This is a genomic window from Trichococcus sp. ES5 (assembly GCF_900067165.1).
Classification (GTDB): domain Bacteria; phylum Bacillota; class Bacilli; order Lactobacillales; family Aerococcaceae; genus Trichococcus; species Trichococcus flocculiformis.
The window spans coordinates 1-20,766 of sequence record NZ_FJND01000030.1; the positions used below are offsets into that span (position 1 = coordinate 1).

Consider the following 20,766-nt stretch of genomic DNA (forward strand, 5'->3'; position numbering starts at 1 on the left):
CGTAAGATGTTGGCAGATGCATCGGTATCATAGCCTGCAATTAATTGGAAAATCAGTTGTTCAAGGATGGTTTCATTCGAATGTGTAGGTGAGAGACGGGAGTCTTGAAAATGAAGCTCTTTCTCCATCAACTGTTCGAATCCGATTGAATGAAGGAATTCTTTAACCAAAATGAGACCAGCATCCGTGGAGAGATTACCTCCAGTATTTGTAACCGTCATTTTTTGATTGAATTTTAGAGTGTTTTCGTGTAAAGTTGCCATTGAGAGAACCCCTTTCTATGGTTGTTGGTAGTACATTAACCATAACAGATAGGGGTTCTTTTTTCACACCTTTTGGGTGTGAAAGTGAAATAAAGAATACGTTGATAGAACAACATTTCAAGGTGTTTTCTGAAAACCTATGAATAATTCAGGTTTTTAGTTTATATTCTAATAATCATAATTTCAGGTAACACTTTCCCGAATGCTCGTTACCTCCGGTTAAGACAGCTCCGACGGAGGTGAGCTGTTTGCGCGCCATTCTACTCCGGCCAACAGCCGCTCGGCGGAAGTGGGATAGCTGGCGCAGCCTGTTCTGCGGAGAGATGTGTCTTTATCGGAGGCGGCATGATGATCCAGCGACGGAGTGTCTATTTAAGACGAGGCCATTTAAAAGCCTGTCCAGCTTTGCTTACACACTAAGGCTTGACTGGCTTTTTTACTGATTATTCCGACATCTTGCATGTGTCTATCTTTTCGGAAGTATAGTCCAATGTCTCGCTATAATAGCCTCGTTCAATTAGGGGATTCGAGGATAAATATCTTATCCAAGTATTCGCTTGCTAGCCAAAAATATTTCGTGTATGAAAATATGTGAAAAACCATATTATTACTGTGTTATCAGTTTTTTTTCGCTCTCAAAAGGATGCATTTGAAAATGGCGAGCAATATAAACACAACTTTACTTTTCACTTACTATTACAGTTGGCAGAAACTGATCACTTTTTGAAAGGCTGTAAGTCAGCCGTCGGGTAGATAACATTTTTCATCCTACTGAACTCCGATAAGCAGACCATTTACCGTAACTGCGTAGCTGATGCGAGCACTGTGCTCCGACGAACCCCTTCTTCGTCGGAGGTGGCCATAGGTGCAGCACCGTTCCCAGTTGCGACAGAAATCGCAACAATGCGTTGTAAGCCTATTCAATCGGAGGAATCTGCCCTATACTGTTACTATTGATTCACAATCGAACGGATGGAGGAATGTTTTTTATGATCATTGATGCATTGGCAAATATGGATTTCTATAAGAATTTGAACGAGTCGCTGTATAAGGGACTGAGGTTTTTAAAAGAAACTGATTTGGCAGCTTTACCTGTAGGACGCTACGAAATCGATGGTGATGCGGTGTTCGCGTTGGTACAGGAATATGAGACGCATCTGCCGGAGGAATGTCGCTGGGAAGCGCACTACACGTATACGGACATCCAGTACATCGTGGAAGGTAGCGAAAAAATGGGATGGAAACCGCTGGATGGCGTCGTGAAAACAGAGGATCGGCCTGAGGATGACATCTACTTCTTCGATGCGGAAGGCGACCATTTCGTGCTGCATGCGGGACAGTTCGCGGTGTTCGCGCCACAGGATGCCCACCGCCCAGGTTTGGCGGTAGATGGACCGACACCGGTCAAGAAGGTTGTTGTGAAAGTAAAAATGTAATGCCAAAGAAGCCAGAACCGGAATCGCTCGCGCAATCCCGGTTCTGGCTTCTTTTTGATTATCTAGGAAATGCAAATAGCCTAGAATCATTTCCTTCTGGATGCTTTTCAATCCAGATAAAAATACAACGACTGCAACAGATACTCGGATTCATATTTTTCCGCCAATCTGAAAAGGTGCCATTTCAGGGTTGCACGCGTTCCGGTGCCGTTGCGGTAATTCACGATATTCTTTTCGTACTGCCTACGTTCGGCGTCGGTCGCGTGCTTCTTGAAGTAGCCCCAGACATGGGCCGCGGCATTTTCAGCGTAGCCGGGGCGGATTTCTTCGGCGAAAGCGGTATCGATCAAGTGGTAGAATTCCTGGACCGGATAGGCCTCTTTATCTTTCAACAGTGTGCGGATGGCTTGGTAGATCGCCGGCGACCGCTCGAGGACGGCGTATTTGTAGCGGCCCCACTCTTTTTCCAGTAGCACTGTTTTTGGAGCAGCTATGGTCGCGTTCTGGCATTTGATGGCAGACAGGTTTTTGTCCTTCACTTCCAGCATGATGTCGATCTGTTTGTCCTCCAGCTGTTCGTGAAAAGTCAGGAAAGTCTCCAGGTTGATCGTATCGGTGTGGGCGCCCGGCCGTTTGTCTAACGCCTGTTGGGAGTAGTGGATTTTCTGGTTGCCGTCCGCTGCTTTCCAAGTTTTTTTGGCTTCGGCGATCCAGTATGGGTCGGTGCCTCCTGATGGCGGCGGGTTGATGGCGTGGTGCAGGTTATCGTAGACAGCCGGGACATGGAGTCGGTGCGCCAGCGTCAGGACGTCCTCGATGTTGTAGAGCCTGTCGTCATTCTCGATGATGAGCCGATTTCGGACAGCTTCCGGAAGGCGGCGGAAATTCTGTTCGAAGCGCTCAAGAGCTTCTTTTTTATCCCCATAGATGCCACCGACATGTAGGACGATTTTGTTGGTTTGATCGGTCCCAAGCGCAATCAGGATCTTGTCGTGGTAGACCAAATCGGTGATGGCACGCTCACCGACTTCTTCGGTCGGCGAGTTCAGGACAGTGTATTGGCCCGGATGCAGGGAAACGCGCATGCCGCTTTTGCGGATTTTGGAGCCGATGCGGTCGAAGGCTTCCTTGTGGATTTCCGGCCAAGCGAGTGTGTTGACCGGACTCGAACCGAACGGGATCAGATCCGAACTGATGCGGAACAGTTTGATGTCGTTCTTGTGGTTGTAGTCGATCATCCGCTCCAGTGCGGCGAGGTTGTGCTCGCTCACCTCCGTCAGCTTCTCCGGGGTCGCGTTGCGTTGCATGACGCTGCGGATATTGGTGTTCGGTGTACCGATGTTGAGGCAGGCATAGCCGATGGACATGGGGATTCTCCTTTCGTTCAGAGTTCCCGATGGAACTCGATTACTGCATTATATTTTTTAGCTCTCGTATCTTTTGCGGTAATCCTTCAACAACTCATCGAACATCCGGATACCATTAGCTGCGCTGGCGGCATAGGCGGGACTTTTGGCTTTTCCGTTTAGTTCGTCAACGACGGTTTGGATGAACGGCATGGCGACATGCTCTGGCGTTTCGAAGTTGTATATTGTCGTTTCCCCGTCCTTGATGAGGCGGACCCATTCGAAGCTCGTGCCTTCAAAGACCAAGGTCCCTTCCGAACCGATGATTGTCACTTCATCCAAGTTGAAGTCCGCGACATAACACCAGGCGGCCGATCCGACGACGCCGTTCGCGAAGCGGAGGGATGTCGAGACGGTGTCCTCGACTTCATAGAGTCCGGCCCTGTTCTCGACGATGCCGGTCATCGCAGTAATGTCCCCGAAGTAATAAGCCAAGTAATCGAGCACATGCACTTGGATATCTAGGTCCTTCCCTCCTCCAGCGGCTGGTTGCAGGCGCCAAGGTAAGTTGTCTTTGTCCAAGTCTTCCGGTGCTGGCCGCTGGTATTGGCGGATTTCCACCAGTTGCGGTTGCCCGATGGCTCTCTTATCCAGCAATTCCTTTATTTTTTGGAATTTTTCGAGCGCCCGGCGGTAGAAGCTGACGAATACAGGCAAGTCTTTCTCCCCGGCTGCATCCAGTATCGCTTGGCATTCCTCGAACGTGCGCGCCATCGGTTTCTCGATCAGCGGCACTTTGTTCGCCGCGATGACCTGCATGGCGTAGTCGAAGTGTGTGACCGGCGGTGTGGCGATGTAGACGGCCGTGATTTCATCGTCCGCCAGCAGTTCCTCTACAGTTGTATAGACTTGGCCGTATCCATGACGTTGCACCCAGTCATGAGCCTTGGCTTCTGTACGATTGTATACACCTTTTAATCGCGAACCGTTGGCTTTGTAGAGCCCAGGTCCGCTCTTCTTCTCCGTTACGTCACCACAACCGATCATTCCCCATATGGTTTCTTTCATAAATGACTCTCCTTTTTCTTAGCGAATTCTTGATTCGATTATATCATGAGGACACTGCCAACACGTTTAACGTGGTCCGCTGCTTAAAGGATAAGACGGTCAAATGGCACAAAACGTTCACTTTCGGGATACCGTCCTGGGCATTTGCCCGACCTATGCCCTTTGAGTCGGCCGTTCGGCTGACTACACTCCTCGTTATGTCGAGAGATATGGGAACTCTCGACATTCTAGAACACCATCCTAGGCTAACGCCCGACAGAAGTGCAATCTGTCAGGTTTGTTGTGTTTTCCGGTGATCGTTTTGTCGACAGATAGGCGAGCTCTCGACATTCTGGGACACCGTCCTAGGCTGACGCCCGACATCACTAGACTTCGTCGACTGTTCGGTATTTTTCTCCCTTCGTTTAGACGACGCCCTTGCTTTCTTTCGGCTGTTCCGCATTCTTCGCCCTTCGTTTAGCCGACACCCTTGCTTTTCGTCGGCTGTTTCGCATCATCAGCTTCACAATCAGCCGACGCCTTCACGTTTCGCCGTCCAAAACAGCGGAATGTCAAAAGAAAAAGCTCCCGCCGCAGCGGGAGCCGGATAGTTGTTGCATTAGATGAACAGGTTCAAATTTGCATCCATCGTATCGCCGATGTATGCTGCTACACCGCCGAAGTCCACGCCATCGATGATTTCCTCTTCTTTGATGCCCATGATGTCCATGGACATGGTGCAGGCTACCATCTTGACACCCATTTTTTGGGCTTGGGCGATCATGACCGGCAATGGGTCAACGTTTTTCTGTTTCATGACGGCTTGTATCATTTTCGAGCCCATGCCGCCCATGTTCATTTTCGAGATCGGCAGTTGGCCGGCGTGGTTCGGCAGCATGATGTCGAACATTTTCTCCATGCCGCGTTTGGCTACGCTGACTTTTTCCGGACGTTTGATGACGTTCAGGCCCCAGAAAGTGAAGAACATCGTCACTTGTTTGCCGTAAGCCGCCGCTCCGTTGGCGATGATGAAGGAAGCCAAGGCTTTGTCCAAGTCCCCGCTGAAGACGACCATCGTGGCGCCGTCTTTTGTTTCCTGCAGGACCGGAGCTTGTGCCGCTTGGTCTGCCATTGCCGCAGCGTTGAAGCCGGCTGGAGCTGCAGGTGCTGCTGCGCCCGCTTTGCCTTTCGCCACGTGGGCACGGACGATTTTGCCGTCGATTTCTTTCGAGAGCAGCGTGTTGCCGGTGTTCTTCGTCCAGGCAGCGATGTCCGCAAGGAAGCCGAAGTCGGATGCTTCGATGATCAGTTCCTGACCGTCGACCATTTTGTCCATGTTCTCTTTGACTTTCAGGATCGGACCCGGGCACTGCAGTCCGCAGGCATCGACTTGGATCGTGTTGCCTGCCGGTTGGGCTGGCTTCGCGTGTGTTGGTTCCACATGCACGGCCTCTTCCGGCGCTTCTTCTTTATAGTTCAAAGTTGTGTTTGCTTGTTTGTAGGTTTTGTAGCCGCCGTCCAGGTTCTTGACGGTGAAGCCGTTCTGCATCAGGATGCGGGCTGCGTTGTAGCCGCGGTGGCCGACTTGGCAGAACACATGGATCGTTTTGTCTTTCGGCAATTCGCTCATGCGCGCACGGATGTCGCCCAACGGGATTGTGTAGGCATTTCCCAGCACGCCGGTCGCCAACTCGAAGTCTTCGCGGACATCGAGGAAGAATGCGCCCGCTTCGATCATACCGTCGACTTCATGCCATTGGAACGTGTCAATTTTGCCTTCGAGGATGTTCGAAGCCACATAGCCGGCGATGTTGGCCGGGTCTTTGGCGGATGAATACGGCGGTGCGTATGCCAATTCCAAATCCGGCAAATCGTAGACCGTCGCGCCCAATTTCATGGCCGTCGCGATCACGTCGACGCGTTTTTCCACGCCTTCCATCCCGACTGCCTGCACACCCAAGATTTTGCCGTCCAAGCCGAACAACAATTTGATGTCCAACGGCAAAGCCCCTGGGTAATAACCAGCATGGGAGTTCGGATGAATATGCACGACTTTATAGTCGGTGCCGCAACGTTTCAAGGTTTTTTCGTTGTTTCCGGCTGCCGCCACGGTCAATTCGAAGACTTTCGCAACCGAAGTCCCCATCGTGCCTTTGTAGCGGACATCCATGCCATTCAAGTGGTCAGCCACCAAGCGGCCTTGACGGTTCGCTGGCCAAGCCAACGGAACCACAGTCTTGCTGCCGTTGACGAAGTCGGTCACTTCGATGACATCGCCGACTGCGAAGATATCCGGATCGGAAGTCTGCAGCTGGTCGTTCACGACGATCGCGCCGCGGAAACCAGTCTCCAGCTCCGCATCGGTCGCCAATTCGTTTTCCGGCGTCACGCCGATCGAAAGGATCGTCATGTCGGTATCGAGGACTTTGCCACTGTTCAAGCGGACTTTCGAGCCGTTCTCTTCGAAGGCTTTGACGCCGTCGCTCAGGATTAGGTTGACATTGTGCATATCGATATGCGCATGTACGGATTGCGCCATCTCGAAGTCGATTGGTGCCATGACCTGGTCGCTCATTTCCACCAAGGATACGTGGATGCCCAATTCCCATAAGTTTTCCATCATTTCCAAGCCGATGAAGCCGCCGCCGATGACGGTCGCGCGTTTGACTTGATGCTCGTTGATGTACGCTTTGATTTTGTCCATATCGGGAATATTGCGCAACGTGAAGACGTTCTGCGCCTCTTCGATGCCGTCGATGGCCGGTTTGATCGGCTTCGCGCCTGTAGAGATGATCAGCTTGTCATAGCTTTCTTCTGTTGTAGCGCCTGTTATAACGTGTTTCACCGTGATTGTCTTTTTGCCGCGGTTGATCTTCACGACTTCGCTGAAGTTCTTGATGCCGATGTTGAATTTCTTCGCCATGCCGCCGACAGTCTCCAGCAGGAGGTTATCGCGCTCTTGGATGACGCCGCCGATGTGGTAAGGCAAGCCGCAGTTCGCGAAAGAAATGTATTCACCCTTTTCGAAGATGACGATTTCGTCCTCTTCGTTCAATCTTCTCAAGCGTGCCGCTGCAGTCGCCCCGCCGGCTACACCGCCGATGATCACAATTTTACGTTTCATTATATATAATCCTCATTTCACAAAGTTTTTAAGTTTCGGTTATCTGCTGATAATAATACCCCGGTAGGTATAATTTGTAAAGGAAAATGTGACAGAGATGTTAAAATTTTTTTGCACAAGCCCGTCGGGTGCCGCCCACCTCCGACGAGGGCCTTTGTCGTCGGAGGTGAGGTGTCGGTGACTTGGTGTCCTCCTTTTACCGGCACCTAGCCGGAGCTACGCGAGTATTCGGATGCCGTCCTCCGACGAACAAGAGCTCGCCGGAGGTACGAAGTTTACACTCGCACCAGCTCCGGCGAAACAAATCCTAACAGGAACTGGCGCCTTCCTCCGGTGAGCGTCCCTCTCAACGGAGTTGGGCTCTTCGGTATCCGTCTTCCTCCTGCAAGCGAATGTTAGCCGGAGCTGAGCGCTGACTCGCAGCTTGTCCTCCGACGAACAAGGGCTCGCCGGAGGTACGGATTTCGCGCTCTCGCCTGCTCCGGCGAAGCAAACCCTAACAGGAACTGGCGCCTTCCTCCGGTGAGCGCCCGTCTCAACGGAGGTGGACTCTTCGGTATTCTTCTTCCTCCTGCAAGCGAATGTTAGCCGGAGCTGAGCGCGGATTCGCACCCTGTCCTCCGTCGAATGATGTCTCCCCGGAGGTACGAATTTCACACTCCCGCCTACTCCGGCGAAACAAACCCTAACAAGAACTGGTGCTTTCCTCCGGTGAGCGCCCCTCTCAACGGAGTTGGGCTCTTCGGTATCCGTCTTCCTCCTGCAAGCGAATGTTAGCCGGAGTTGAGCGCGGATTCACACGCTGTCCTCCGACGAACAAAGGCTCGCCGGAGGACAGTATCCCCACCTCGCACCTGCTCCGGCGAAGCAAACCCTAACAGGAATTGGTGCATTCCTCCGGTGAGCGCCCTTCTAACCGGAGTTGGGCTCTTCGGTATTCGTCTTCCTCCTGCGAGAGAATGTTGGCCGTAGCTGAGCACGCGGACGCAAGCTGTCCTCCGTCGAACAACGGCTCCCCGGAGGTACGGATTTCTCCCTCGCTCCTGCTCCGGCAAAACAAACCCTAACGGGAGCTGGTGCTTTCCTCCGGTGAGTGCCCTTCTCGACGGAGTTGTGCTCTTCGGTATTCGTCTCCCTCCTATTACCGGATCCTAGCCGGAGCTGCGCATGCAATCACAGCTTGTTCTCCTGCTAACTACCTCTCGTCGGAGGACAGCATCCCCATCTCGCACCAGCTCCGGCGAACAACCTCTTATCGGAGAACACTGTCCAGCCAGTATATAATCCCTCAGACAAACAAACAGGCAAGAACTCCGACGAGCCGCAGCTTCGTCGGAGTTCTTGCCCTTATACATAATGACGCCCATGGCATTTTCCCACGGCCGTATAGTTCTTGCAAAGCACCCGATAAATCCGATCCTTATTGTCCATCCCGCACCACTCGGCCATCCGCGGCGTCGTCACTTTCGCGTCCGGAAAAAGCAGCCGGAACTCCTTGATATTGTGCAGAATCGTTTTCGTCGTCCGCCTCCTTTTTTTACAAACCGGACAATAGACCGATTTGATTCCATCGAGGCGCACCGCCGATCCGCAATCCAGGCAGAACAGCTCTTTCCGCAGCTTCGCGTAGTCGATTTCCGGCAGCTCCTCGGAAAAATGGCGCGGATTGTGCATCCGGACCAACGCATCCGCCAGCCGCTGTTGCTCCGGCCCAATCGCTCCTTTCACCCGAAAATTCTGAAAATGACGCGGAATCTGCCCCGGAAGCAGGTATTCCTCAATTTTACGATTACTCAGCAAATTGAACTCGGGATTGATGAAGACGACGAAGCCTTCAATCGGCATCTCGATCTTCAGCTCCGCCAGCAGTACACCCAATCTTGCCATCGTCCGATTCAGCTGAAGCGACGGATTTTCCATCGTGGCACCACTTGGCTTCCGGAACGTCAGCGGCCCCCACAGATGATCCCCTTTGTGGTTTTTCGTTTCGTACACCAAAAGTTTATCGGGACAAATCACCAGCGTATCGATCTGAATCGAAATGCGATTGTGCCGCAATTGCAGATCATTCAACACCAAACAACGCGAATCCAGTGCGTTCGTATGCACATCCAGCCCACATTCGCCCACGAATCCCCCATCCATATGCAACAAATAATACTGATCTCCCGGCCCCAACTTCATCCGCTTGGCCAATGCCTCGTAAATGCAGAGTATCCGTGGCTTTTCGCGTTCCTTATATGCCATTACCTTTCCTCCTTTTGAATTCAACTGTCACCTGTAGTATCTGCATTCCATCTCAGTTGGCTTTTTTCATTTCTCCAACGATTTCCGACGACGTATCCTATCGGCGGAGAAACAGTCACTTAAAATTAATAACCTCCGTTTACCGCTGCCTGACAGGAGGTGCGTTGCCAATGATAGGGTATCCTCCGATTACCAAGGACTAGCCGGAGCTGAGCACGGATTCTCATCCTTTCATCCGACGAACAAGAGCTCGCCGTAGGTGAGCGTCTTACGCTCGCACCAGCTCCGGCGAAGACAACCCTAACAGGATCTGGTGCCTTCCTCCGGTGAGTGCCATTCTCGACGGAGTTGAGCTCTTCGGTATCCGTCTTCCTCCTATTACCGCATCCTAGCCGGTGCTGAGCGCGGATTCGCACCCTGTCCTCCGGCGAACGAAGGCTCGTCGGAGGTAGGAATTTCACACTCTCGCTTGCTCCGACGAAGCAAACCCTAACAGGAGCTGGTGCCGTCCTCCGATGAGCGCCCTTCTCGACGGAGTTGGGCTCTTCGGTATTTGTCTTCCTCCTGTAATCGAATGTTGGCCGGAGCTGAGCGCGCGATCGCATGCTATCCTCCGACGAACGAATCCTAATCGGAGGACAGAATCTCCACCTGGCACCAGCTCCGACGAAACAAACCCTAACAGGAGCTGGTGCTTCCCTCCGGTGAGCGCCCTTCTCAACGGAGTTGGACCCTTCGGTATTCGTCTTCCTCCTGCAAGCGAATGTTAGCCGGAGCTTGGTGCGGATTCGCAGGCTGTCCTCCGACGAACGCCCCCTAATAGGAGGTACGGACATCTTCCTCGCACCAGCCCCAGCGAAGGCCGCGCTTGTCGGAGCTGCGCGGCCGAGGGAGATTCTGCGATTATTAGATGCCAACCGCGCGGAACTTTGGTATACTTTGCTTAAGAAAGCAATCGTGAAAAGAAAGAAGGAAATACAATGGCATCAGCATTGATCGTATACGCAAGTTTGACAGGAAATACCGAGGAAATCGCCGATATCGTCGCAGACCAATTGGAAGCATTGGGCGTGGACGTGGAAGTGAAAGAATGCACACAAGTCGCACCCGAGGACTTCTTGGAATATGACATGAACATCATCGCAACTTACACATACGGAACGGACGGCGACCTGCCCGACGAATTTATGGATTTCTATGAAGAGATGGAAGACGTCGATTTCACAGGCAAAATCGCTGGTGTCGTCGGCTCCGGGGACACATTCTACGAATACTACTGCAAGGCAGTCGATGATTTTGAGGAACAATTCAAAAAGTTCGGCGCAACAATCGGCGCAGAAAATGTCAAAATCGATTTGAACGCCGAAGAAGAGGACATCGCCAACCTGCAGAAATTCTCTGATGCGATGGTAGCGGCACTCAACAAATAAGCAATACAAAAGCAAGAGTCGGCATTCGGGAATCCCTGCAGTTGGCTCTTCTTTTTTACAACAGGAAGGAGGCGATTACATGGATGTCGGAATGGAATATGAAATACTGATGCTCCAGTTAGGGTCGTTGGCGCGCAAGCTTTTCAACGCCGAGGAGAATCTTTCGAAATACCAAGAAGCGCTTGAAAAAGCCATCGCGAACTTGGAAAAGGAGAACCGCGACCTCGAACGGCTGCGCAATGACAGCTTCTCGAATACGCTGCTGAAACTATTTGGCAATTTCGACCGCCGCTATGACAAGGAGTACCGCGAAATTATCGGCGCCAAAGTCGAATTTGACAAGGCCTACGCGATGAAAATCGCCGCTGCGCGCAGGGTCAAGGAAGTCGAAGCGGACATCGAAGAGAAGAAACTGCGGCTGCGCAACATCAAGGAAGACGTGCTCCACAGACATCCGGACATGAACCAGGTCATCAGCGAACGCCAGCAACAGATTCTGGCGATCCAGCACGAATGGCGCGAAACGAACGAAGCCGAACAAGCCGGTCTGGCGGTGCTGGAAGCTCTCTCGGATATCATCAGCGGCCTCGACGCCGCCGACGCCATTTCGACCTGGGACCTGATCACCGACAGCAGCCTCATCCTCGATTTTTTGAAAAATGACAAACTCGATGCCGCCGACGCCTCCCTGCTGCATCTCGAACAGACCGTCTACACATTTGCCCGTGAGCTGCGCGACCTGGATTTCGTCTTCGAAAGCGATCTCGAGACCATCTCCTCCACCCAACGCGCCCTGGATATCTTCTTCGACAACCTCTTCTCCGATTGGGGAACGAAAGTTATCATTGAGAAGAATATCGAAAACCTGAAAAAGCTACAGGACAGCACCGAGGATGTCATGGAAAGTTTGGCGGCGAAAAAACGCGAGCTGGAAACGACACTGGAAGTGTTGGCGATTGAGGATGATACAGCTGTTTGATAAATGTTAAGAACCGAGTGGTCTGAGGATCCTCGGTTCCTTTTTTTGTTTCACGCTCTCCTTCGGTGAACGGGCTCTCGTCGGAGGTGAGGATGTCGTGCGGGCGTCAGCTCCGGCAGTATCGGCATACGCCGAAGAAAAAAGCATCCGCTATTCTCTTAATCTTCGGGAGAATGGCGGATGCTACTTGAGATAGTGCTTTTATTCATTAGGTTTTACAAATTCATATAAATCAGAATTCAATTTTCCTCCAGTAATAGCAAGCAAGTCAAAGTCTGAACTCTCATCTGTAACACCCAATTCCACGAAGATAGGGGCATAGTCTTTTCTGTTTCTATCCGGTAGCCTTCTTAGAAAAGCGCTGAACAAGAATTTGGATTCATACTCTTTTCCGATTTCAGGGAATGATGGATGTAGTCTATAGCCGTTTCTCAATGCGTCTTTAAGACCTCCTGCGCTTTCAATAGTATTGTACTTAAATGCGTAAGTACCACTTTCTTTCAGGGTCAAATCCCCGATATGATACCGCTGGCCGGAACTAACATTTCGCCAAAGCAAGCAGAGCTTTTTCTCCATAGTGACTCTCCCCTCGTATAGCCGAAAAATTTATTCGCAACATCCGACTTAACTCTATTTTGAATGGAATTATTTAGTTTTCTCCGATCTACGAATTAATTCTTGAGCCTTTGCGAAATAGTAATAGGCCTCAGGACTAAAATTTTTTATCTTCGCCATTTTCTTGAATAACGGCACGCCCTCTAATTCAGGCAACGTTTCCTTCGGATGATACTTTTCGATTTCATCTTGTTGATGTTTTAAAAGCATCGATAAGTACGCCGCTTTTGATGCGCTGACTACGGCTTCTTCCACGATATAATTTCGATTAATGATATGAGATTTAATACGCCTTATCCCATCTTCCAATTTCAGGAATGTCTCTTTATCAAAACTGCCTCTTCCGCCAATGATAATAGCTGTTTTGAATATATCATCTAATACATTTTCGTAGTTCATTTCGGTCAGTTGGCGATAATTCAATTCCTGTTCAGCACAACGTATAAAAGTATCTTTTACTCCGTTTGTAGTGCTTAATTGGTCGAACAAACTTTCAATATCGAAAAGCTGTTTGATGATTTCCATTTCCTTCTCTTTATCATATAAGATGCCTGTAGTATTAGGCGCAAAGGCGGTCAACTTATCCCCGAGTATATCCGCAATACTCGGAACTTTTACTGTAACATTTGGTGGTGTTGTATCAATAAAAGGACAGATGATGTCTATGCTCTCCAGCCGGCTATACGGGTTCTCTTCAAAAAGTACATCCAAGAGAACATATACTTCCGACTGATCAAACGGCGACTCATAGAATAACTTAAAGTGCGCTTTTGGAATTTGGCTATAATGTCTTTCTTGTTCCTCATACCTCGTAAATGATGAGGTCCTGACGATATTTTTCAGTATTTCATTAATTTCAGCGATTGTAACTGATTTAGGAACAATAATATCGATATCAATCGATAAGCGCCTTAATTCTTGGAGTAACAACAACAAACTTGTTCCACCTTTAAAAATAAACGGCATACTCGATTCCGATAGCTTTTCCAACAAGTATAAAGCATGCGTAACCTTGTCAAAAAGGTTACGATCCAGATTTTTGTACTGTCCAGTCAATTCCAGATACCATTCAGCAGTAAGACTCTTTTCATTTATCACCTAATAAATCATCTCACTTTCCTTAATACCAAAGGGAATAAGCTTTTTCTCAACACGCCTTTTTTTAGCGTATCGCAGGATGGTTGAGTAATTTAAGTTGTATTTACTTAGAGCATTGGCGATGATTTTTTTGACCTCGGATACACCAACCGGTAAAATCATCGGATCGTTTACTATGAGATCGACTAACAGTTTTTCTAGTTTCGGTATCTGGTAATTTCCACTTCTTCGATTTAAGGGAGCATCCACATACAGCCTTTCAAGGATAATGTTCTCATCATGGGGCGATATATATAGATCATAAATCGTGTTATCTGGATTGAGATACACATTTCCGTAGCGCTCTTTCAGAAAATGAAAAACGGATTCCAGGGCATCGATATCGACTTCAACAATAATGTTTTTGGACTGATAGACGTGATCCGCTAAATCTGTCAACCACTCAGTCCGATAAAGAGAAAAATCAGCATAGGGGTATTTTTCTTGAATAATTCCCGCCAATTCATCCATCATCTCCGATTGTTCTGGCATGAATTCCTTCTTTTCTGTCAAAGCGAAGATTCCCCTTTTCGGACTATAAAGAAAATTATCCTGCTTCAACTGATAGATACGCCAACGCAACGTGCTGACTTTTAAATCCGGTTCAAAAGTCTGATAAAACTGCAAAAGCTGTTTTGTCGATACCTGGTTATTTTGTTTAATATATTTTTCCAATTCAGATAGTCTTAATTTAGAAGCCATATTTAGTCCTCCTTTTACCCAATAAACGGGTCAAAATACGATATTGACCCGTTTATTTGATTCTATTATAACCCAATAATTGGGTCAAAACAACAAAATGACCCGTTTATTGGGTTTTATATTAATGAGACTATACTTAGGTTTTCCTCCGGTGAGTGCCCTTCTCAACGGAGGTGGGTTTCCGGTAATCTGCTGTCCTCCTATGAGGGACTGTTGGCCGGAGCTGAGGGCTGAGTAGCTCGTTCTTCTTCGGGGAGCGGGTCCTCGTCGGAGCTGACGGACTCCCATACGCGCGGCAACTCCGGCGAAGCGAGCCCTTATCGGAGGAGCGAGATTTTGCCCCCATCACCGGCAGCCTCCTGTTTACTTAACCAATTTGTTCATTATCAAAAAAATCTATTGCATTCTTGTGTGGCATATGAGAATATAGTACATGTAATCGATTATATATCAATTACAGGAGCCCTTGTGGTTCCAGCTTCTGTTTAATCCCCCCAAGGTTAAATAGACAAAGCTCAGCTTCGGCTGAGTTTTTTTGCGTTTTGGGGTCAATTTTACACAAATTCACGGCGGACATCTCTATTTTGTAGAGATAAGTTGTGCTATGATAGTGCTAGTACGTTTAACAACATGGGAGTGAATACAAAATGACATTACCGAATTTTGAGGAAAATCTGCAAAAGTACGCCAAATTGTTGGTTTCGAAAGGGATCAACGTGCAAAAAGGCCACACGATCGTCATCACCATCGACGTCGAGCAGGCACCGTTCGCGCGTCTGTTGACGAAGGAAGCCTACGCGTTGGGCGCCGAGGAAGTCATCGTCAAATGGACCGACGATTTCGTCACCCGCGAAACCTACCTGCACACGTCCGAAGAGCGCATGACGAACGTTCCGCAGTACAAGATTGATGAAAGCCTCGACATGATTGAAAAGAAAGCCAGCCGCCTTTCGGTACGCTCGGCCGATCCGGATGCGCTGAACGGCGTCGACGGCAAAAAGTTAGCTGCTGTCCAAAAAGCCAATAACGTCGCCTTCGATACGCAACGCATCGCGACCCAAGCCAACAAAGTCAGCTGGACCGTCGCTGCCGCTGCCGGCGCGAAATGGGCAGCGAAAGTCTTCCCTGATCTGGCTACGGAAGAAGAGCAAGTCGACGCTTTGTGGAACGAAATCTTCAAGACATGCCGCGTCTACGAAGCCGATCCTGTGGCTGCCTGGGATGCGCATGAAGCGCGCCTGTTGTCGAAAGCCGATGTTCTGAACGCCGAGCAATTCGACGCTTTGCATTACACTGCGCCGAACGGAACCGATTTGACTGTCGGTATGCCGCAAAATCATATCTGGGAAAGCGCCGGAAGCGTGAACGCGCAGAACGAAAAGTTCATCGCCAACATGCCGACCGAGGAAGTCTTCAGCGCGCCTGATTTCCGCCGCATTGATGGTGTCGTGAAATCGACGAAACCGTTGAGCTACGCCGGCAACATCATCGACGGCATGACTTTCCGCTTCGCGAACGGTCAAGTGACCGAAGTGACAGCTGAAAAAGGTGAAGATACAATCAAACGTCTGGTTGAAGAAAATGACGGCGGACGCAGCCTCGGCGAAGTCGCCTTGGTTCCGGATCCATCACCGATTTCACAATCCGGCATCGTCTTCTTCAACACGCTGTTCGACGAAAATGCCTCCAATCACCTGGCGCTGGGTTCGGCTTACGCATCCAGTGTTGTTGGCGGTACGGAAATGACGCAAGAAGAGCTGGCTGCAGCCGGCCTAAACCGCTCGACTACGCACGTGGACTTCATGATCGGATCTGCGGATATGAATATCGACGGGATCCGCAAGGACGGATCGGTTATGCCGATCTTCCGCAATGGGGATTGGGCGTTTTAAGGGTAATTGAATTGTATGGTGGCCTCCCGGGGACGGGAGGCTTTTTGTGTTGTGGTTATTGGGCGGCTGCAGGCCGCCGGGGGTATTGCTTGGGTACTCTGTTGGGTATTGTTGGGGGTGCCGCAGCTCCGGTGAGGAGTGCGTGCGCCGGAGCTAGCGTTGATAAGCGGGTTCGTCAACTCCGACGAGGACCCGCTCCCTGTAGAAGAGCGAGCTGCCCAGTTCCCGGCTCCGACCAACATTCCTTCATCGGAGGAGGACTATTACCGGTAACCCCTCCTCCTGCCAGCTGGGTTTGGACGGAGGAGAAGACTCGTCCACCGCCCCAGCTCCGGCCAACATTCTCTCACAGGAGAAGGACTATTACCGGTAACCACTACTCCGGCGAGCGGGGCTTTCGCCGGAGGAAATGGCGCCTCACCTTGTCCCCCGGTTAGGACTGGCTTCGCCGAAGCTAGTGGCACGCGGAGGCTGCCTCCTCCTGCCAGCTGGGTTTGGACGGAGGAGAAGACTCGTCCACCGCCCCAGCTCCGGCCAACATTTCTTCACAGGAAAAGGACTATTACCGGTAACCCCTCCTCCTGCGAGTGGATCTTTCGCCGGAGGAAATGGCGCCTCACCTTGTCCTCCGGTTAGGACTGGTTTCGCCGAGGCTGGTGGCACGCGGAGGCTGCCTCCTCCTGCCAACTGGGTTTGGACGGAGGAGAAGACTCGTCCACCGCCCCAGCTCCGGCCAACATTCTCTCACAGGAGAAGGACTATTACCGGTAACCGCTACTCCGGCGAGCGGGGCTTTCGCCGGAGGAAATGGCGCCTCACCTTGTCCCCCGGTTAGGACTGGCTTCGCCGAAGCTAGTGGCACGCGGAGGCTGCCTCCTCCTGCCAGCTGGGTTTGGACGGAGGAGAAGACTCGTCCACCGCCCCAGCTCCGGCCAACATTCTCTCACAGGAGAAGGACTATTACCGGTAACCGCTACTCCGGCGAGCGGATCTTTCGCCGGAGGAACTGGCGCCTCACCTTGTCCTCCGGTTAGGACTGGCTTCGCCGGAGCTGGTGGTCCCGTGAAGGTTGCCTCCTCCGGTCAGCTGGGTTTGGACGGAGGAGAAGACTCGTCCACCACCCCAGCTCCGGCCAACATTCTCTCACAGGAGAAGGACTATTACCGGTAACCCCTCCTCCGGCGAGTGAACCTTTCGCCGGAGGACACCTCGCGGAAAACGGTTTCTTAAGTTTCCCTAGCGCTGCGGGACATTGCTTTTGTTCTGGTTTTGGATGGGTTATAATGTGGGTAGATAGTCAGACAAGTCTTCACGAAAGCAGGGTGTTTACCGTGATTGATCGAAAGAAAAGGATGGAACAGTTCGAGGAGGTTTCGCATGCGGTGGAACCGGAAAAGCCGTCTAGCAAGAGTTGGCTGTATATTTTTGGGGCAGTCATATTGATTTTTGGCCTCACCTTCCTCTTCCAAGAGATGAGCGGAACATCGGATGGCGAAGTCCGGCCGGCCGATATCGAAAGTTTGCACGCGGAAGTCAATGAGCTGAAAGGCACCGTCTCCGATCTGGAAGCGCGCATCGAGGCATTGGAAAATGAATGAGTTCCGGGCGGCTGAATGGCTGCCCTTTTTTATACATTCTGCGTCCTTCGTTTAATTTTTTCAAATGAGTGTGGAAATTGCACGCATTAAGTGATACAATGGTTAGTGTTCTGCTGGTCCTATAGCTCAGCGGATAGAGCACTCGTTTCCTAAACGAGGTGTCGGAAGTTCAATTCTTCTTAGGGCCGTCATATCAATAAAAAAAAGAACTTCCGACAATTTATTAATTTGTCGGAAGTTCTTTTTTTTGCGTTCGATATTTTTTTCATTTCAGGGTGGTTGTCGGAAGTTGAACATGCATTTCTTTTCGAATCGCCGACTTATACGGGGGACTTCGACTGTTCAGCGCCCTTCGTTCGACGTTCAGCAAACTGATTCGGGTTGCGGCAACTGTTCGTCGTACTTCACTTTGCGTTCGACCGACACCAATCAATAAAAAGATCGGCTATCCTTTGCTGGATATCCGATCTTTTTGCGTATAGTATCAGTGTTGCATAAATATTTACTTGAAGATGCCGAATCCGCCCGTCCAGCTGATCTTATCGGCAGCAGCGAGCGAAATCTGCAGGAAGCCCATCGCTTCGAGCTCGCGGGCCCGTTTCAGCAAGCCGGCATCGATGAAGGACAGGCCGCTGCCTTCCAATGCGGCGATCAATTTGTCTTTGGCTTCCTTGTCATCGGACGCCAGCAACACTGTCGTTGGGTGGGCACCTGCTACTTTTTTGGTTGCTAAGGTAGTGGCGAAATTCGTGTTGAAGGCTTTTATGACAGATGCATCCGGCAGTTCCTTGGCGATTTCCGCAGCGGCTGAGCTAGCGGCAGGCACAACAAGGCTATCGAATGTCTCAAAATTCAATGGATTGGTGATATCGATGACGATTTTCCCGGCAAACAAGTCGCGATGGGCAGTCAATATACCGGCAATAGCCGGATACGGAACCGACAAAACCACGATTTCACCCAGTTGCTCCACAGGTGTATCCTTTGTGATGTAAGTCACTTCATTCCCGGAGACCTCAAAATTCCCACCTATTGCACTTCCCATGTTTCCTTTGCCAAAAATAGTGATACTTGCCATTATTCATTCCTCCTCTTGTCTGTCCAAACGTTGCGCCCTAGCTTTTCGTAAACACTTACGTGACAATTATAGCTATTTGCCGGACGGAAAGGAAATTTTTGCTCTTGGACGATATGTTGGCGTATCGGGGGGGGAAAAATCGCCTACCCACTAAATCTGGATAGCCGAATTTTTTGTGCTTCGGAAAGGAAACTTTGCATCACATATTCAGATAATTCGAAACTTCTTTTTCTAAATCCTCTATTATTATCCTGTCTTCTATAGCATTTAAGATAGCGTACGCCTTCTCGATGAACTCGGAGCCTTCATCCATATTTCCTGTTTTTTGTAAGATGATCCCTTTTCTGGCATAGGCAATGGATAATTGATTATATTTTTGATATTTCTTGCATAAGGGGATCACTTTTTCCAAGTACGAAAGGGCTTCCTCATATTTTTTATCATCGATCAGTAAAATAGCTAAATTAATATCTATATTGATTAATAGAATTTCAGCTTCCTTTAGATTATGGTAAGGGACTAATTGTTCGGTTACTCTTTCACCTATGTTCACGGCTACATCAATCGGGAAAATAAATAAGATGGTGTTTATTAATCGGATATCCAATAAATACCATTTATCAAATTTCTCCATACGCTCCCAAATTTTTTTTGCATAGGATTGTGCTTTTTCTACGTTTTGAGTTGTATTCAAAACGATTAAGCTTTCACATACGTAGTAAATGTCCCTTAACAAATAGTCTTCCTCTTCATTTAAATAAGCAACGATATCATTTTTAAGCTTTTTCAAATCCTCCAAGTGATTATAATTCAACGAGAAAAAATCATTGATTATCTTTTCTTTTGTGGTCAAACTATCTTTATTTAATATGTATCGGAACTCATCTACTGAAACATTCAGCTTCTCTAGGATTGCCAACCATTTTCGAAAACCAGGCTCCATTTCGCTTCTTTCTATTTTAGAGTACGCAGACTGCCCCATAATGCCTTCTGCGACATACTGTTGAGAATAACCCCTTTCTATCCTGATATCTTTAAGAACATCTCCGAACTCTTTTTTCATGGATTCCACCTTCTTGTTTTTAATAGTATTATACGACTATTTTTATCAGATTGCATTTCTCTTGGTTATAATATGGTTAGTAAATAAGATAATTTTGAAAAAGGGGTGGCTATCATGAAAAAGCTTATGGTGTTGTCAATAGTCCTAGGAGTAATCGGTAGTAATGGCTTATTTTTGAAGGAATCAACTGCTGATACCAATCTGTCCAGCAAGAAAATTCAAAATGTACAAGTGACAAAATTACCAGCAACGTATTCCCCTAATATCATTTGGTTCATCAATTAAAGACGCGGTTTTCCAGGTACAAAACCGGAGATTGCTTTCTTAAAAAATCATCGGGCAGCTAAGTTGAATCACTATACTTACTGAATGCGTACCAAAGTCGATCGCTGACCGTTCCCCTTTGCGCGTTGATCCAAAACAGGTAGCTCTATGACTTCCTTAAAAAAGGAAATGCAGGTCAGGACGCGTGTCCTAACCTGCAGACTGCATGAAGCAGTTCGTTCATCCACTTTTTCCCGACTTTTACAGTTGCTAAACCGAAAAATCCCCATAAATCGCGTTATATATGCGTTTATGGGGATTTTTTTATTTTTTGGTATGTAGATATGCACGCTTGCGTTTGTCTTTTTTCCCGTAGGGGGGAATATCTTCTAACCCAAGCACACCCAGAATGTCGGTGAAACCTTCGGTTGCTTTGTTTTTGATAAAAATATCAGTATTGTCCATATTCACACTGGTGATTGTAGCGCTGCGAAGAGCGGTCTGGATTGCCTCCGTGGAGAAGTCGATTCCTTTTTCATGAAGGT

General features: G+C 49.3%; 16 protein-coding genes and 1 tRNA gene. 6 read left to right on the top strand and 11 right to left on the bottom strand.

Translation table 11 applies throughout. The features are described 5' to 3' along the window. The coding region (locus TES5_RS13890; RefSeq protein ID WP_232309412.1) for a transposase at nucleotides 1-263 on the bottom strand (263 nt) is incomplete at its 3' end. A gap of 989 nt (nucleotides 264-1,252) precedes the next feature. On the opposite strand from TES5_RS13890, the gene TES5_RS13895 reads away from it, so the two are divergent. Continuing rightward, entirely contained in the window at nucleotides 1,253-1,699 is a 447-nt protein-coding gene (locus TES5_RS13895; RefSeq protein ID WP_068562586.1) for a NanQ anomerase/TabA/YiaL family protein, read from the top strand. 107 nt (nucleotides 1,700-1,806) lie between these two features. Here the strand turns inward: TES5_RS13895 and uvsE are convergent, their stop codons facing one another. The 4 genes from uvsE to TES5_RS13915 form a co-directional block, all read right to left on the bottom strand. Beyond that, a complete protein-coding gene (uvsE, locus tag TES5_RS13900) occupies nucleotides 1,807-3,066 on the bottom strand; it encodes a UV DNA damage repair endonuclease UvsE (protein ID WP_068562587.1) in 1,260 nt (419 codons plus the stop codon). A 57-nt stretch (nucleotides 3,067-3,123) separates the two neighbouring features. Beyond that, on the bottom strand, nucleotides 3,124-4,113 hold the full coding sequence (locus TES5_RS13905) for a Gfo/Idh/MocA family protein (RefSeq protein ID WP_068562588.1): 990 nt from the start codon (nucleotides 4,111-4,113) through the stop codon (nucleotides 3,124-3,126). A gap of 598 nt (nucleotides 4,114-4,711) precedes the next feature. Beyond that, a complete protein-coding gene (locus tag TES5_RS13910; RefSeq protein WP_068562589.1) occupies nucleotides 4,712-7,216 on the bottom strand; it encodes a CoA-disulfide reductase in 2,505 nt (834 codons plus the stop codon). A gap of 1,347 nt (nucleotides 7,217-8,563) precedes the next feature. Continuing rightward, nucleotides 8,564-9,463 carry a nuclease-related domain-containing protein gene (locus TES5_RS13915; RefSeq protein ID WP_068562590.1) on the bottom strand — a complete coding sequence of 300 codons (900 nt, stop codon included), beginning with the start codon at nucleotides 9,461-9,463 and terminating at the stop codon, nucleotides 8,564-8,566. Between the two features lie 980 nt (nucleotides 9,464-10,443). Between TES5_RS13915 and TES5_RS13920 the strand changes: the two genes are divergently transcribed. Further along, entirely contained in the window at nucleotides 10,444-10,893 is a 450-nt protein-coding gene (locus TES5_RS13920; protein WP_068562591.1) for a flavodoxin, read from the top strand. A gap of 79 nt (nucleotides 10,894-10,972) precedes the next feature. Further along, a complete protein-coding gene (locus TES5_RS13925) occupies nucleotides 10,973-11,872 on the top strand; it encodes a coiled-coil domain-containing protein (RefSeq protein ID WP_068562592.1) in 900 nt (299 codons plus the stop codon). A gap of 201 nt (nucleotides 11,873-12,073) precedes the next feature. Here TES5_RS13925 and TES5_RS13930 read toward each other — a convergent pair whose 3' ends face one another. From TES5_RS13930 to TES5_RS13940, 3 genes are all read right to left on the bottom strand, one after another. Beyond that, nucleotides 12,074-12,448, bottom strand: coding sequence for a hypothetical protein (locus tag TES5_RS13930; RefSeq protein ID WP_068562593.1), 375 nt, complete (start codon nucleotides 12,446-12,448; stop codon nucleotides 12,074-12,076). A gap of 69 nt (nucleotides 12,449-12,517) precedes the next feature. After that, nucleotides 12,518-13,585 (bottom strand): nucleotidyl transferase AbiEii/AbiGii toxin family protein, encoded by a 1,068-nt coding sequence (locus TES5_RS13935; protein WP_068562594.1) that lies wholly within the window; start codon nucleotides 13,583-13,585, stop codon nucleotides 12,518-12,520. Further along, the gene (locus TES5_RS13940) at nucleotides 13,586-14,326 is read right to left on the bottom strand and encodes a DUF6577 family protein (RefSeq protein ID WP_068562595.1); all 741 of its coding nucleotides are present in this window, start codon (nucleotides 14,324-14,326) and stop codon (nucleotides 13,586-13,588) included. A gap of 647 nt (nucleotides 14,327-14,973) precedes the next feature. On the opposite strand from TES5_RS13940, the gene TES5_RS13945 reads away from it, so the two are divergent. The 3 genes from TES5_RS13945 to TES5_RS13960 all read left to right on the top strand — a co-directional run bounded on the left by TES5_RS13945 (nucleotide 14,974) and on the right by TES5_RS13960 (nucleotide 18,004). Further along, nucleotides 14,974-16,218 (top strand): aminopeptidase, encoded by a 1,245-nt coding sequence (locus TES5_RS13945; protein WP_068562596.1) that lies wholly within the window; start codon nucleotides 14,974-14,976, stop codon nucleotides 16,216-16,218. 1,331 nt (nucleotides 16,219-17,549) lie between these two features. After that, nucleotides 17,550-17,816 (top strand): hypothetical protein, encoded by a 267-nt coding sequence (locus TES5_RS13955; protein ID WP_143148269.1) that lies wholly within the window; start codon nucleotides 17,550-17,552, stop codon nucleotides 17,814-17,816. A gap of 115 nt (nucleotides 17,817-17,931) precedes the next feature. Further along, a tRNA-Arg gene (locus tag TES5_RS13960) sits at nucleotides 17,932-18,004 on the top strand. Nucleotides 18,005-18,318: 314 nt separating this feature from the next. On the opposite strand, the gene TES5_RS13965 is transcribed toward TES5_RS13960, so the two are convergent. From TES5_RS13965 to TES5_RS15465, 3 genes are all read right to left on the bottom strand, one after another. Further along, nucleotides 18,319-18,894, bottom strand: a complete 576-nt coding sequence (locus TES5_RS13965) for an NADPH-dependent F420 reductase (protein ID WP_068562599.1) — start codon at nucleotides 18,892-18,894, stop codon at nucleotides 18,319-18,321. Nucleotides 18,895-19,093: 199 nt separating this feature from the next. Next, complete coding sequence (locus TES5_RS13970) at nucleotides 19,094-19,957, bottom strand: helix-turn-helix domain-containing protein (protein ID WP_068562600.1); 864 nt, start codon at nucleotides 19,955-19,957, stop codon at nucleotides 19,094-19,096. Between the two features lie 588 nt (nucleotides 19,958-20,545). Then, a partial coding sequence (locus TES5_RS15465; protein ID WP_198143364.1) for a hypothetical protein occupies nucleotides 20,546-20,766 on the bottom strand: 221 nt, incomplete at its 5' end.

Excerpts from the sequence above, each read along its gene's own strand:
- TES5_RS13970 (WP_068562600.1), bottom strand. The coding sequence starts at position 19,957 with ATGAAAAAAGAGTTCGGAGATGTTCTTAAAGATATCAGGATAGAAAGG.
- TES5_RS13945 (WP_068562596.1), top strand. The coding sequence starts at position 14,974 with ATGACATTACCGAATTTTGAGGAAAATCTGCAAAAGTACGCCAAATTG.
- TES5_RS13925 (WP_068562592.1), top strand. The coding sequence starts at position 10,973 with ATGGATGTCGGAATGGAATATGAAATACTGATGCTCCAGTTAGGGTCG.
- TES5_RS13930 (WP_068562593.1), bottom strand. The coding sequence starts at position 12,448 with ATGGAGAAAAAGCTCTGCTTGCTTTGGCGAAATGTTAGTTCCGGCCAG.
- TES5_RS13940 (WP_068562595.1), bottom strand. The coding sequence starts at position 14,326 with ATGGCTTCTAAATTAAGACTATCTGAATTGGAAAAATATATTAAACAA.
- TES5_RS13920 (WP_068562591.1), top strand. The coding sequence starts at position 10,444 with ATGGCATCAGCATTGATCGTATACGCAAGTTTGACAGGAAATACCGAG.
- TES5_RS13895 (WP_068562586.1), top strand. The coding sequence starts at position 1,253 with ATGATCATTGATGCATTGGCAAATATGGATTTCTATAAGAATTTGAAC.
- TES5_RS13905 (WP_068562588.1), bottom strand. The coding sequence starts at position 4,113 with ATGAAAGAAACCATATGGGGAATGATCGGTTGTGGTGACGTAACGGAG.
- TES5_RS13910 (WP_068562589.1), bottom strand. The coding sequence starts at position 7,216 with ATGAAACGTAAAATTGTGATCATCGGCGGTGTAGCCGGCGGGGCGACT.
- uvsE (WP_068562587.1), bottom strand. The coding sequence starts at position 3,066 with ATGTCCATCGGCTATGCCTGCCTCAACATCGGTACACCGAACACCAAT.
- TES5_RS13965 (WP_068562599.1), bottom strand. The coding sequence starts at position 18,894 with ATGGCAAGTATCACTATTTTTGGCAAAGGAAACATGGGAAGTGCAATA.
- TES5_RS13915 (WP_068562590.1), bottom strand. The coding sequence starts at position 9,463 with ATGGCATATAAGGAACGCGAAAAGCCACGGATACTCTGCATTTACGAG.